Origin of the sequence: Streptomyces radiopugnans, assembly GCF_900110735.1 — a bacterium.
Taxonomy (GTDB): domain Bacteria; phylum Actinomycetota; class Actinomycetes; order Streptomycetales; family Streptomycetaceae; genus Streptomyces; species Streptomyces radiopugnans.
The window spans coordinates 131,880-145,411 of record NZ_FOET01000006.1 but is presented as its reverse complement, the minus strand read 5'-3'; the positions used below and the strand labels follow the sequence as shown (position 1 = coordinate 145,411).

The 13,532-nt window shown below is 73.1% G+C and carries 11 protein-coding genes and 1 riboswitch; of the genes, 8 read left to right on the top strand and 3 right to left on the bottom strand.

The window, feature by feature from the left end:
• Positions 1-36: 36 nt before the first annotated feature.
• Positions 37-603: a DM13 domain-containing protein gene (locus BMY40_RS14430; RefSeq protein WP_093659440.1), complete on the top strand. Its 567-nt coding sequence runs from the start codon at positions 37-39 to the stop codon at positions 601-603.
• Positions 604-743: 140 nt separating this feature from the next.
• Here BMY40_RS14430 and BMY40_RS14425 read toward each other — a convergent pair whose 3' ends face one another.
• Entirely contained in the window at positions 744-2,246 is a 1,503-nt protein-coding gene (locus BMY40_RS14425) for a SulP family inorganic anion transporter (RefSeq protein WP_093659438.1), read from the bottom strand.
• A 369-nt stretch (positions 2,247-2,615) separates the two neighbouring features.
• Between BMY40_RS14425 and BMY40_RS14420 the strand changes: the two genes are divergently transcribed.
• From BMY40_RS14420 to BMY40_RS14410, 3 genes are all read left to right on the top strand, one after another.
• Positions 2,616-2,999, top strand: a complete 384-nt coding sequence (locus tag BMY40_RS14420) for a MerR family transcriptional regulator (protein ID WP_093659577.1) — start codon at positions 2,616-2,618, stop codon at positions 2,997-2,999.
• 124 nt (positions 3,000-3,123) lie between these two features.
• A complete protein-coding gene (locus BMY40_RS14415; protein WP_093659436.1) occupies positions 3,124-4,809 on the top strand; it encodes a ribonuclease J in 1,686 nt (561 codons plus the stop codon).
• 62 nt (positions 4,810-4,871) lie between these two features.
• On the top strand, positions 4,872-5,639 hold the full coding sequence (locus tag BMY40_RS14410) for a spermidine synthase family protein (RefSeq protein ID WP_093659434.1): 768 nt from the start codon (positions 4,872-4,874) through the stop codon (positions 5,637-5,639).
• Positions 5,640-5,702: 63 nt separating this feature from the next.
• On the opposite strand, the gene BMY40_RS14405 is transcribed toward BMY40_RS14410, so the two are convergent.
• Complete coding sequence (locus BMY40_RS14405; RefSeq protein WP_093659432.1) at positions 5,703-7,115, bottom strand: FAD-dependent oxidoreductase; 1,413 nt, start codon at positions 7,113-7,115, stop codon at positions 5,703-5,705.
• 264 nt (positions 7,116-7,379) lie between these two features.
• On the opposite strand from BMY40_RS14405, the gene BMY40_RS14400 reads away from it, so the two are divergent.
• Positions 7,380-8,432, top strand: a complete 1,053-nt coding sequence (locus tag BMY40_RS14400; RefSeq protein WP_093659430.1) for a flavin-containing monooxygenase — start codon at positions 7,380-7,382, stop codon at positions 8,430-8,432.
• A 46-nt stretch (positions 8,433-8,478) separates the two neighbouring features.
• Here BMY40_RS14400 and BMY40_RS14395 read toward each other — a convergent pair whose 3' ends face one another.
• Positions 8,479-9,906 (bottom strand): erythromycin esterase family protein, encoded by a 1,428-nt coding sequence (locus tag BMY40_RS14395; RefSeq protein ID WP_093659428.1) that lies wholly within the window; start codon positions 9,904-9,906, stop codon positions 8,479-8,481.
• Positions 9,907-10,128: 222 nt separating this feature from the next.
• Between BMY40_RS14395 and BMY40_RS14390 the strand changes: the two genes are divergently transcribed.
• The 3 genes from BMY40_RS14390 (at position 10,129) to BMY40_RS29155 (ending at position 13,401) form a co-directional block, all read left to right on the top strand.
• Entirely contained in the window at positions 10,129-11,427 is a 1,299-nt protein-coding gene (locus tag BMY40_RS14390) for a zinc-dependent alcohol dehydrogenase (RefSeq protein WP_093659575.1), read from the top strand.
• A gap of 5 nt (positions 11,428-11,432) precedes the next feature.
• Positions 11,433-11,594, top strand: coding sequence for a zinc ribbon-containing protein (locus BMY40_RS14385; protein WP_093659426.1), 162 nt, complete (start codon positions 11,433-11,435; stop codon positions 11,592-11,594).
• Between the two features lie 537 nt (positions 11,595-12,131).
• Positions 12,132-12,308: riboswitch (cyclic di-AMP (ydaO/yuaA leader) on the top strand.
• Positions 12,309-12,312: 4 nt separating this feature from the next.
• Positions 12,313-13,401 (top strand): transglycosylase family protein, encoded by a 1,089-nt coding sequence (locus BMY40_RS29155; RefSeq protein ID WP_425443113.1) that lies wholly within the window; start codon positions 12,313-12,315, stop codon positions 13,399-13,401.
• Positions 13,402-13,532 lie beyond the last annotated feature (131 nt).

Sequence of the window (13,532 nt, the reverse complement as noted above, 5' to 3'; positions counted from 1 at the left end):
GAGTTGAATGGGGGCGGGCCCTTCGAGTGAACGGGGGTGGGCGTGTTGCGCGCTGTGGTGGGCAGGCCGTTGGTGGCGGTGGCCGCGGTGGTGGCCGTGGTGGCCGCCGGTGTGGGGCTGTACTGGTTCCAGCCGTGGAAGCTGTGGCAGGACGAGACCGTGCGGGAGGCTCTGCCCGCGGCATCGAGCGCGCCCTCCCCGTCGGCGGCCGGCCCGGACACCGCCTCCGAGCCGTCCGCGCAGGCGGGACCGCGGACGCTGGCCGGCGGCGACCTGATCTCCCACGAGCACGCGACGTCGGGGAAGGTGCGGCTGGTCCAACTGGCCGACGGCTCCCACGTCGTACGCCTGGAGGACCTCGACACCAGCAACGGCCCCGACCTGCACGTCTGGCTGACCGACGCGCCGGTCAAGGAAGGCCGGGCCGGCTGGGGAGTCTTCGACGACGGGGAGTACGTCAGCCTCGGCAAGCTGAAGGGCAACAGGGGCGACCAGAACTACGCGCTGCCCGCCGGGGTCGATCCGGACGCGTTCACCAGCGTGAGCATCTGGTGCGACCGCTTCGACGTCTCGTTCGGAGCGGCGGAGCTGGAGCGGGTCTGACCGGGACGCCGGTGGTCCGGTCCGGCGTGGTCGTCGCCATCGCCGGGGTGCTGTAGGCGGCGATCCGCCGGCCGCACGGGTCGGCGCGGGGCCCGGGCGGCCGGTGGATCTCGGGGCGAGGGGGGCGTGTTCCCTGCGGGTCAGTGGCTGTCGACGAGTTGTCCGGCGAGTTTGCCGTGGATGGCGGCGCTGGCCTTGTTCAGGCCGATGATGGTGACCTTCTTGCCGCGGGCGGCGTACTTGGTCTCGATCGCGTCCAGGGCGGCGACGGAGGAGGCGTCCCAGATGTGGGCGTCGGACAGGTCGATGACGACGGTGTCGGGGTCGCCGGCGTAGTCGAACTGGTAGACCAGGTCGTTGGAGGAGGCGAAGAACAGCTCGCCGGTGACCGCGTAGACGACGCTGGTGCCGTCGGGGTCGACGACGCCGGAGACCTCGGCCAGGTGGGCGACGCGGCGGGCGAAGATCACCATGGCGGTGATGACGCCGACGACGACGCCGATGGCGAGGTTGTGGGTGGCCACGACCACGGCGACGGTGACAACCATCACTGCGGTCTCGCCGACGGGCATCCGCTTGAGGGTCTTCGGCTGGATGGAGTGCCAGTCGAAGGTGGCGAAGGAGACCAGGATCATCACCGCGACCAGGGCGGCCATCGGGATGGTGGAGACCACGGGGCCGAAGGTGACCACCAGGATGAGGAGGAAGACGCCGGCGAGGAAGGTCGACAGGCGGGTGCGGGCGCCGGAGGTCTTGACGTTGATCATGGTCTGGCCGATCATCGCGCAGCCGCCCATGCCGCCGAAGAGGCCGGTGACGACGTTGGCGATGCCCTGGCCGATGGACTCGCGGGTCTTGCCCGAGTGGGTGTCGGTGATGTCGTCGACCAGCTTGGCCGTCATCAGCGACTCCATCAGCCCCACCAGGGCGAGGGCGAGGGCGTAGGGGGCGATGGTGATCAGGGTGTCGGTGGTGAAGGGGATGTCGGGCAGGCCGGGGGCGGGCAGGGCCGAGGGCAGCTCGCCCTTGTCGCCGACGGTGGGCACCGCGATGCCGGCGGCGATGGTGATGGCGGTCAGGATGACGATGGACACCAGCGGGGCGGGCACCACCGTGGTGACCTTGGGGAAGAGCACCATCAGGGCCAGGCCGCCGGCCACCAGCGGGTAGACCGCCCAGGGCACGTCGGTGATCTCCGGCACCTGGGCCATGAAGATCAGGATGGCGAGGGCGTTGACGAAGCCGACCATCACGCTGCGGGGGACGAAGCGCATCAGCTTGGCCACTCCGAGCGCGCCGAGGGCGATCTGCATCAGGCCGCCCAGGATGACGGCGGCGACCAGGTAGCCCAGGCCGTACTCGTGGTTGAGGGGGGCGATGACCAGGGCGATGGCGCCGGTGGCGGCGGAGATCATCGCCTTGCGGCCGCCCACGATGGAGATGACCACGGCCATGGTGAAGGAGGCGAACAGGCCGACGGCCGGGTCCACTCCGGCGATGATGGAGAAGGAGATCGCCTCGGGGATCAGGGCCAGGGCGACGACCAGGCCGGCGAGCACCTCGGTGCGGAAGACCTTGGGCGAGGCGAGCCAGTCGGGGCGGGAGGGGCGCAGCCGCCGGGCTGCGGAGGTGTCAGCGGACATGCATCCGTTTCCGTATCGGGCGCGCAGGCGTGAGGGCGTGCGCGCGCAGCGTGCGCGGCTCCGGGTGGGAGCGGGAGGGGCCGGTCGGCCGCGGCCGTCGTCGGTGACGGGGGCGCAACCGGGGATCGGCGGGCCGCGAGGGGCCGCCGGTCGGGCATCATTGCCCGACGGGATCGGGGGAGGGCGGTGTTCCGCCCGGAAACAAACTCTACCCTGACGTGAGGGATGACCGCGACCCTTGATCCTTTAAATCGCAGGTGATTCCCGTGTGGGATCTTGTGATCCTCCTCACGCGGTAGGGTTGGGATTTACGAATCCGAAAAGTGTTCGGGCATCAGAGGGGAATGGGCAGTGGCGGACGAGCAGCGGATGCAGATCGGTGAGGTGGCCGACCGGACGGGCCTGTCGCTGCGCACCATCCGGCACTACGAGGAGGTCGGCCTCGTCGTCCCCTCCGCCCGCACCAAGGGCGGCTTCCGGCTCTACACCGCCGCCGACGTCGACCGCCTGATGGTCATCCGCCGGATGAAGCCGCTGGACTTCTCCCTGGAGGAGATGCGGGACCTGCTGTCCATCACCGACCGGCTCGCCTCCGACCGGCCGCTGCCGGACGCCGAACGCGAGCGGCTGCGCGAACGCCTGGACGCCTACCGCAAGATCGCCGATGCCCGCTGCGAGACCCTGCGCGCCCAGCTCATGGCCGCCGAGGACTTCGCCGCCACCCTCCGCCGCAGACTCGACCCGCGGAACTGAGCCGGCAGCGCCGCCCGTACGCCCCGCCTGCCGCCCCGCCCGCGGCGCGAACCGGCAGGTGGGGGAGGTGACCTGCAGGGAGGGGCGGTGGAGCGGCTCCGCGACCCTCCGGTAGCGTCAGGGTATGAGTCATCCACACCCTGAGCTGAAGCCCGCCCCCGAACTGCCCGAGGGAGGGCTGAGGGTCGTCGCCCTGGGCGGCCTGGGGGAGATCGGCCGCAACATGACCGTCTTCGAGTACGGCGGCAAGCTGCTGATCGTCGACTGCGGAGTGCTGTTCCCCGAGGAGCACCAGCCCGGCGTGGACGTGATCCTGCCGGACTTCACCTCCATCCGCGACCGCCTGGAGGACGTGGTGGCCGTGGTGCTCACCCACGGCCACGAGGACCACATCGGCGGCGTGCCCTACCTGTTGCGCGAGCGGGCGGACATCCCCGTCGTCGGCTCCAGGCTGACGCTGGCCTTCCTGGAGGCCAAGCTCAAGGAGCACGGCATCAAGCCGCGCACGGTGCGGGTGCGCGAGGGCGACCGGCGGGGCTTCGGCCCCTTCGACTGCGAGTTCGTCGCGGTCAACCACTCCATCCCCGACAGCCTGGCCGTCGCCATCCGCACCGGCGCGGGTCTGGTGCTGCACACCGGCGACTTCAAGATGGACCAGTTCCCGCTGGACGGCCGCATCACCGACCTGCGCGCCTTCGCCCGGCTCGGCGAGGAGGGCGTCGACCTCTTCCTCACCGACTCCACCAACGCCGAGGTCCCCGGCTTCACCACCGCCGAGGCCGATCTGAACCCCGCGATCGAGCAGGTGATGCGCACCGCGCCCCGGCGGGTCATCGTCTCCAGCTTCGCCAGCCATGTGCACCGCATCCAGCAGGTGCTGGACGCCGCCCACAGCCACGGCCGCAAGGTCGCCTTCGTGGGCCGCTCGATGGTCCGCAACATGGGCATCGCCCGTGAGCTGGGCTATCTGAAGGTCCCGGCCGGCCTGGTGGTCGGCATGAAGGAACTGGAGAAGCTGCCCGACCACAAGGTCACGCTGGTGTGCACCGGGTCGCAGGGCGAGCCGATGGCGGCGCTGTCCCGCATGGCCAACCGCGACCACATGATCCGCATCGGCAAGGGCGACACCGTGCTGATGGCCAGCTCCCTCATCCCCGGCAACGAGAGCGCCATCTACCGGGTGATCAACGGGCTGACCCGGTGGGGCGCCAACGTCGTCCACAAGGGCAACGCCAAGGTCCACGTCTCCGGCCACGCCAGCGCCGGCGAGCTCGTCTACTGCTACAACATCGTCAGGCCCCGCAACGTGATGCCGGTGCACGGCGAGTTCAAGCACCTCAAGGCCAACGCCGACCTGGCCGTGCGCACCGGCGTCGACCCCGACCGGGTCGTCATCGCCGAGGACGGCGTCGTCGTCGACCTCGTCGACGGGCGCGCCTCCATCACCGGCAAGGTGCCCGCGGGCAACGTCTACGTCGACGGCATGGAGGTCGGCGGCGCCACCGAGGCATCCCTGAAGGACCGGCTCACCCTCGCCGCCGAGGGCGTGGTGACGGTCGTCGCCATCGTCGACGCCGACACCGGGGCACTGGCCGAGCCCCCGGACTTCCTGGCCCGCGGCTTCGTCCACGACGAGGAGACGTTCGAGTCGGCCGTCCCCGTGATCGAGAAGACCCTCGCCTCGGCGGCCGAGGAGGGGGTGGGGGACGCGCAGCAGCTCGAGCAGCTCATCGCCCGCTCCGTGGCCTCCTGGGCCTTCCGCACCTACCGCCGCAAGCCGATGATCATTCCCGTCGTCATCGACGCCTGACCGGGCCGGCCCGCCCTGCCGCTTTCCACCCGTCCGTCCAGCCCGTACCGGAAGGCGACCGCATGAGCCCGCGCTTCGAGGAGATCGACTGGCGCCCCACCCCGATGGGCGACATCAGCCTGCGCCGCCGCCGGGATCCGTTGACCGGTCAGGAGGTGTACGAGGTCAAGCTCGGCGACGAGTTCCTCATGTCCAGCCTCTTCACGGCCGGGGAGATCGAGCTGGCCCGGCTCGGCCTGGGCGCGCTCCCGGACGGGGGCGCCGACAGCGGCACAGGCAACGGCACAGGCACTGGCGCCGGGCTGGACGTCGCCGTGGGCGGGCTCGGCCTCGGCTACACCGCGCGGGCCGTGCTGGAGGACCCGAGGGTGCGTTCGCTGGTCGTCGTCGACGCCCTCCCCGACGTCATCCGCTGGCACGAGGAGAAGCTGGTGCCACTGGGCGAGGCACTGGTGTCGGACCGGCGCTGCCGGCTCGTCCGGGGGGACTTCTTCGCGCTTGCCGCGGGAACCGAAGGGCTGGACCCGCAGCGGCCGGGCCGCCGGCTCCACGCGATCCTGCTGGACGTCGACCATTCGCCGCGCCATGTGCTGCACCCGAGCCACGCCCCGTTCTACGGGGAGGCCGGGCTGCGCGCCCTGTCCGGGCACCTCCACCCCGGCGGCGTCTTCGCCCTGTGGTCCAACGACCCGCCGGACGAGGACTTCACCGCCGTACTGGCGCGGGTCTTCGCCACCGCCGAAGCCCATGTCGTCCGCTTCGACAACCCCTACCAGCCGGGGGCGGCGGCCAACACCGTCTATGTGGCCGGCAAGGCCGCCGGAGCGTGAAGGCGGCGCGGGGCCGCGACCGGTCCCCCGATCCGGTCGCGGCCCCGCTGCTGTGAGGGGCGGTCACGCGCCGCAGCAGCCGCCCGCCGGGCTCTGCTCGGTCTGGCCGGCCGGAGCCGTGGCGGTTGCGGTTGCGGTGGCGGTGAGCTGGACGAGTCCCGGTGCGGGGGCTCCGCAGCAGCCCCCGCCGTCGGCCTCGGCCGCCTCGGGGGCGTCGAAGAGTCCGGCGCCGCCGCACACTCCGGTCTCCGGCAGGGTCAGCTCCACCCGGTCGGCCGACTCGATGTCCCCGGCGAGGGCGGCGACGACCGAGCGGACCTGCTCGTAGCCGGTCATGGCCAGGAAGGTCGGGGCGCGGCCGTAGGACTTCGTGCCCACCAGGTAGACGCCCTGCTCGGGGTGGGACAGCTCGCGGTGGCCGTGGGGGTAGACGGTGCCGCAGGAGTGGACGTTGGGGTCGATCAGCGGCGCCAGCTCCACCGGCGCCTGGAGGCGCTCGTCCAGGCCCAGGCGCAGCTCGGACAGGAAGGACAGGTCGGGGCGGAAGCCGGTGAGGACGATGATCTGGTCCACCGGCTCGGTGCGCCGACCGTCCTCGCCGACCAGCACCAGGCGTCCGTCGCCGTCGTGCTCGACGGCCTGGGTGCGGAAGCCGGTGACCGCGTCGGCGTAGCCGTCGTCCACGGCGGCCTTGGCGGCCAGGCCCAGCGCGCCGCGGGCGGGGAGCTGGTCGGCCTCGCCGCCGCCGAAGGTGGAGCCGGAGATGCCCCGGCGCAGGATCCAGGTGGCGTGGGTGCCCTCGCCGTCCTCGGAGCGGGCGAGGTCGGCCAGGTAGGCGAGCGCGGTGAAGGCGGAGGCGCCGGAGCCGACGACGGCGGTGCGGCGGCCGGCGTAGCGGGCGCGGACGGCCGGGTCGGCGAGGTCGGGGACGCGGTAGGCGATGCGGTCGGCCGCGGCGCGCTCGCCGAGCGCGGGCAGGCCGTCGCCGCCGGCCGGGCCGGGGGTGGTCCAGGTGCCGGACGCGTCGATGACGGCGCGGGCCAGGAGGCGTTCCTCGCGGCCGTCGGCGTACCGGACGTGCACGGTGAAGGGCCGGCTCTCGCGGTCGGCGTCCACGACGCGGTCGCGCCCGGCGCGGGAGACGCCGGTGACGGTGGCGCCGTAGCGCACGCGCTCGCCGAGGGCGTCGGCCAGCGGCTGGAGGTAGTGCTCGGCCCAGTCGCCGCCGGAGGGGTAGGCCGAGGCGTCGGGCCTGGTCCAGCCGGTGGGGGCGAGCAGCTTCTCGGCGGCCGGGTCGACGACCTCGCCCCAGGTGGAGAACAGCCGCACGTGCGACCACTGCCGCACCGCGCTGCCTGCCGAGGGCCCGGCCTCCAGGACCAGGGGGTCCAGGCCGCGCTCGGTCAGATGGGCGGCCGCGGCCAGGCCGACGGGGCCGGCTCCGATGACGACGACCGGGTACTGCTGGACGCTCATGGCTTTCTCTCCCTGGTGCGGGTGGCTGGGGCCGGAGGTGCGAGGCGGATCGGCGGAGGTGGTGGCCGCGGTCTCCGCGGGGAAGGGCGCTCCGCCCGGAACACCGCTTCGATCGCTGTCGATGTCCTGGAGCTTGCCACGCTGCATCGACAAACGTCAAGATAGACATACGTCGAATCAGTGGCCGTGCGGCCGTGCCCGCCCGCCGCCCGGCTCCTCGGCGCTCCCCGGAACGGCACGACGACCCGAAGGGCTCGCATCCCGATGGAAGACGCCGACCTGATCGTCATCGGCGCCGGGCAGTCCGGCCTGGCAACCGCCGCACTCGCCCCGCGCCGCGGCTTCACCCGCACCCTGGTACTGGAGGCCGCGGACCGGGCGGGCGGGGCCTGGCCGCGCTACTACGACAGCCTCACCCTCTTCTCCCCGGCCCGCTACAGCGCGCTCCCCGGCGCGGACTTCCCCGGCGATCCGGACCGGTACCCGAGCCGGGACGAGGTGGTGGCCTATCTGCGTGCCTACGCCCGCCGCCTGCCCGCCCGGATACACACCTCCACCACCGTCGTCTCCGCCGCCCGCGAGCAGGGCGCCTGGGCGGTGCGGGCCGGGGACGGCCGCCGCTTCACCGCGCGGGCGGTCGTCGCCGCGACCGGCGACTACGGCAACCCCCGTATGCCGGACCTGCCGGGGCGGGCGGAGTACGGCGGCCGCGTGCTGCACGCCGCCGACTACCGCAACCCCGGCGGTTTCGCCGGCCGGCGGATCGTGGTGGTCGGCGGCGGCAACTCCGCCGTCCAGATCGCCGCCGAACTCGGCGCCGTCGCCGACGTCACCCTGGCCACCCGCCGCCCCATCGGCTGGACGCCGCAGCGCCGGCTCGGGAAGGACCTGCACTGGTGGCTGAAGCACACCGGGCTGGACGCCGCCCCGGTCGGCAGGCTGCTGCACCGGGTCCCGGTCCCGGTGCTCGACGACGGCCGCCACCGCGCCCTGCTGCAGGAGCGCGGTGTGGACCGGCGGGAGATGTTCACCCGCCTCACGCCCGAGGGCGTGGTGTGGGCCGACGGCACCGAGGAGGCGGTCGACACCGTCCTGGCGGCCACCGGTTACCGGCCCGCCTTCCCCTATCTGACCGGCACCGGCGCCCTGGACACCGGCGGCCGCCCCCTCCACCGCGGCGGCGTGGCCACCACCGTGCCCGGACTCGGCTTCGTCGGCCTGGAGTTCCAGCGCTGCTTCTCCTCCAAGACGCTGCGCGGGGCCGGCCGCGACGCCGCCCGCGTCCTGTCCCGCCTCGCCGCCCGCTCCCGTCCGTAGCCCGGGCCGGCGGCGAGGGCTACGGACGGGAGCGGGCCCGGGGCGCTCACAGCCCGGTGGGGTACGTCTCCTCCTCGCCCGTGCCGTGTTCGTAGCGGTGGAGGGGGTCCAGCGCCCGGGTGCGGTCCAGGTGGAGGAAGGCGTCGTAGCGGTCGGTGAGCACGGTGGGGACGTAGTTGCCCCAGCGTTCGGCCTGCGGCCGGTAGACGACCCCGATGGCGCGGTGGTCGCGCTCCTCGCGGCGCCAGGCCGGCGCGGGGGCGCCGGCGCCCTCCCGCCCGCCTCCGGCACCGTCCCCGCCCCCGGCACCGTCCCCGTCGCCCCAGACGAACAGGGCCGAGCCCCCGGGCAGCGCCCGGTGCAGCAGGCCCTCCACGCTGCCGTCCCGGGCGGGCGGCACCTCCATCGTCTCCGGTGGCATCCCCCACTGCTGTGCGGCGACCACCGTTCCCTCGTAGGAGCCGAAGCCGACCAGCACCACGCCCTCGGCCGCGTGCCGTTCGCGCAGCAACTGCCCGACGTTGACCATGCCCGCGTCGGCCATGTCGGTGGCCCGGGCGTCCCCGACGTGGGTGTTGTGCTCCCAGACCACCGCCTTGGTCCCCGGGCCGTGGTGGGCCACGAGCCGGTCGAGGGTGTCGGCCATGTGGTGGCCGCGGATGTTCCACGACTCCGGGCCGCCGCGCACCATCGCCCGGTAGTAGCGCTCCGCGCCCGCCAGGACCTCGGCGTTCTGCCGGATGGTGAACTCCGCCGCCAGGCCGCCGTCGGCGCCGGCGGCCTGCCTCCGGCCGGCCCGCTCCCGCAGTCCGGCCAGCAGGGAGACCACCTCCGCCTGGCACCCGGCGGGCACCACCTGGGTGGCCAGCGCGTACGACTGCGGATCCCGGGCGTACGGCTCGAAGCAGCGGCAGGCGGCGAGGGCCTGCTCCATCCGGTCGGGGTCGTGCTCGCGCACGTGGTCCAGCACGGCGTGCAGCGACTCCCACAGGCTGTAGACGTCGAGTCCGAAGAAGCCGACGCGCTCCCCGGCGGGCAGGGCGAGGTTGTGCCCGCGCAGCCACCGGGCGAACTCCAGCACCTCGGTGTTGGCCCACATCCACCGCGGCCAGCGACCGAAGCCGTCCAGCACCTCCCCGGGATCCTCCGGGGTGCCGGGGGCGCCGGTGACGCAGTGGTGCAGGGACTGGCAGTCGGGCCAGTCGCCCTCCACGGCCACCAGCGAGAAGCCCTTCTCCGCGATCAGCCGGCGGGTCAGCTCCGCCCGCCACCGGTAGAACTCCGCGGTGCCGTGGGAGGCCTCGCCGACGGCCACGTAGCGGGCGTCGCCGATCCGCTCCAGCAGGGGGTCGAGGGAGCGCGGGCCGGTCAGCGGCAGGGCTTCACCGCGTATCTCCCGCACCTCCCGCACCTCCTGCGCCTGCCGGCCCTCTCGCGCCGCCGTGCCGTCGGCCGAACCCCCGGTGACTGCCATCGCCGTGCTCTCCCTGGTCGCGCGGGTGCCTGCGGGCGGGCCCCGGCCCGCCCGGCTGCCGGTGCCCGGTCCGCGGTACCCCGGGGCGGGCGGCGTAACACCCCTCCCGCGGCGCGCGGCGTGCGGTTTGCGGAAGGGGTGTCCGCTGTTTCCGGTGGCGGGCCCCGGGCACCCGCGACCCGTTCGGACGAACGCGACCGACCTGCGAAGGGGTGCGTGCTGATGAAGGCCGTCGTGTGGCACGGTGTGGGCGACATCCGCGTGGACGACGTACCGGAACCGAAGATCCACGAACCGTACGACGCGATCGTGCGGATCACCTCGTCGGCGATCTGCGGGACCGACCTGCACTTCGTGCGCGGCACGATGCCGGGCATGAAGGAGGGGCGAATCCTGGGCCACGAGGCCGTCGGGATCGTGGAGGAGGTCGGCGCGGGCGTGCGGAACTTCCGCCCGGGCGACCGGGTGGTGGTGCCCTCCACGGTCGCCTGCGGGACGTGCAGCTACTGCCGGGCCGGCTACTACGCCCAGTGCGACAACGCCAACCCCGGCGGGAAGCGGGCGGGCACGGTGTTCTTCGGCGGCCCCGAGGCCGCCGGCGGCCTGGACGGACTGCAGGCGGAGTACGCCCGGATCCCGTACGCCCACGTCGGGCTGGTGCCGCTGCCGGACACCGTCGACGACGCCCAGGCGATCCTGCTGTCCGACATCTACCCCACGGCGTGGTTCGGCGCGCGGCTGGCCGAGATCGGCTCCGGCGACACGGTCGCGATCCTCGGTGCCGGTCCCGTGGGCCAGTCCGCGATCGCCTGCGCCCGGCTGCAGGGCGCCGGGCGGATCATCGTGGTGGACGGCGTTGCCGACCGCCTGGACCTGGCCCGCGACCAGCACGCCGAGACGGTCGACTTCAACGCCGAGGAACCCGTCGAGGCGGTCCTGGACCTGACCGGCGGCATCGGCGTGGACCGGGTGGTCGACGCGGTCGGCGTCGACGCGCAGCGCCCCGCCCGCGGCCCGGCCGCCGAGGCCCTGGCCGGGCAGGCGGAGGAGTTCGACCGCGAGCGCGACGAGGTCGCCCCCGAGCAGCGGCCCGACGGCGACACCTGGGTCCCCGGCGACGCGCCGTCGCTGGCGGCCCGCTGGGCGGTGCGGATGGCGGCCAAGGCCGGCACCGTCGGCACCATCGGGGTCTATCCGCCGCAGGTGGAGCACTATCCGTTCGGCGAGGCGTTCATGAAGAACCTCACCCTGCGGATGGGCAACTGCAACCACCGCCGCTACCTGCCCCGCCTGGTGTCCATGGTCGCCTCCGGCGAACTGGACCCCACCCCGCTGCTGACCCGCTGGGCCGAGGTCGCGGACGCGGTCGAGGCGTACCGGACGTTCGACCGCCGGGAGTCGGGCTGGACGAAGGTGGCCCTCGGCGTGGACGGCCGCGGCTCGGTCGCCCCCGGCCTCGGTGAGGCGGCCGGTACCGGCGCGGCCACCACCGCGGGAACCGGAGAGACGGAGAGGAGGTGAGCGCGATGGCGGCGCACGCGGGAGAGAAGGCACAGAAGACCGGCGACTTCTACTGCGCCCAGTGCTCGGAGAAGGTCCATGCCGAGCAGGGGGAGGAGATTCCCCGCTGTCCCAACGGACACACCGAGTTCGAGACCCGGCGCCACGAACCGGGCAACAAGTCCTGAGGCGGCGGCCTGAACGGGCCGCGCAACGAAAGCGGCTCCTCGCGCGTCCTCGTGCGAGGAGCCGCTTCCGCTGTCCGCCTCCGCCCCGCGACCGCGCCGGAAAGACGGCAAAACGCCTACGGAATACCCAACCGGCCATTCATGCCAAAAACCCCGGACGAGCATTTATGGCCGCTATGTTCGCCAAGGGCTGTTGTCGTGAACAACGCCCCATAACGGCCGGGCTGTTGGGGGAGTGTGCCGGGAATCACACCTCCGTGCTCCCCGTGTGCCCGCCGCCGAGATCCTTAATTGCCGACGGCCGAAATTCCTGGCCGGAAAGCGTTTTGACGCGTGTGCCGCCCTCCGCGCTCCGGTGTCCGGCCGGTTGCCGGACACGCACGGCGGCCGTGTTTGTCGGATCGGTGACAAAGTGAGGGGTCGTCGGATTTCCGGCACCTTGTCTTCCGCGAATTCCCTGTGTTTATGTGGCCTGGCCTTCGCCGCCCATGGTGGGGGCTCCACCGCCGGGACGCCGAGTCCTGCCGCCCGGCCGGGGAGAGGCAGCAGCTGACCATGGCAGGAGCGGGGAAACCACATACGCGCCGTGCCGCGCCTTCGGCGGCCCGGCTTGGGGTGAAGCCGATTCCCGACGCCCTCTGGCGCGAAGGGAACGGCCGGGCAACTCCAGCCCGAATCCGACAGCTAACCTCGCAGGCGTGGGAGAGGAAGCACACCCATGTCCCGTGGTCGTCACCGCCGCCCCCGCACACCCCTGATGTCCCGTCAGTTCTCGCGTGTCTCCCTCGCGCTCACCGCCGGCGGCGCGGGCATCGCCGCGCCGATGGTCGCCGCCGGCAGCGCGAACGCGGCCTCCACCGAGGTGTGGGAGAAGGTCGCCGAGTGCGAGTCCAGCGGCAACTGGTCCATCAACACCGGCAACGGCTACTTCGGCGGACTGCAGTTCTCCCAGTCCAGCTGGGAGGCCGCCGGCGGCACCGAGTACGCGCCGCGCGCCGACCTGGCCACCAAGGAGGAGCAGATCGCCGCCGGCGAGAAGCTGCTCGCCCTCCAGGGGCCGGGAGCCTGGCCCACCTGCGGGCCCGCTGCCGGGCTGGGCCGGGACTCCGGCACCCCGGCCGGCGGCACCGCCACCCAGACGCGCGGCGAGTCCAAGGTGGGAGCCGGGACGGAGTCCGCGGCGAAGTCCGGGGCGAAGTCCCAGGGGGAGCGCAGATCCACCGCCGGCTCCCACACCGTCGCCTCCGGCGACACCCTCCACTCGATCGCCACCAGCCACGGTGTCGAGGGCGGCTGGCAGGCCGTCTACGACGCCAACCGCGAGACCGTCGGCGGCAATCCGCACCTGATCTTCCCCGGCCAGGAACTGGCCCTGTCCGCCCGGTCCTCCGGCGGGGGACAGGAGCGCGCCCCCGAGCGCGCGAACCGGACACAGGCCCGCCCGGCCGCCCAGAAGACCGCGCCCCAGGCCTCGCCGAAGGCCTACGCGGACAACCTCGACGGCTGGATCCGCGAGGCCCTGGACATCATGCGGGCCAACGGCATCCCCGGCACCTACGAGGGCATCCACCGCAACATCATGCGCGAGTCCGGCGGCAACCCGAACGCGATCAACAACTGGGACATCAACGCCCAGCGCGGCACCCCCTCGATCGGCCTGCTCCAGGTCATCAAGCCGACCTTCGACGCCTACCACGTCCCGGGCACGGCGAACAGCCAGTACGACCCGGTCGCCAACATCGTCGCCGCCTGCAACTACGCGGCCGACCGCTACGGCTCGATCGACAACGTCAACGGACCCTACTGAGACGGCCGGGCCCGCGGGCCCGGCGCCCCCGCCCCCCGCATCCCTGCCCCTTGTGGCGGCGCGAACGCGCCGCCACAAGGGGCAGGGCCCTTTCAAGGGGAGGGCCTCCACGGGATATCTTGATGTCGAGC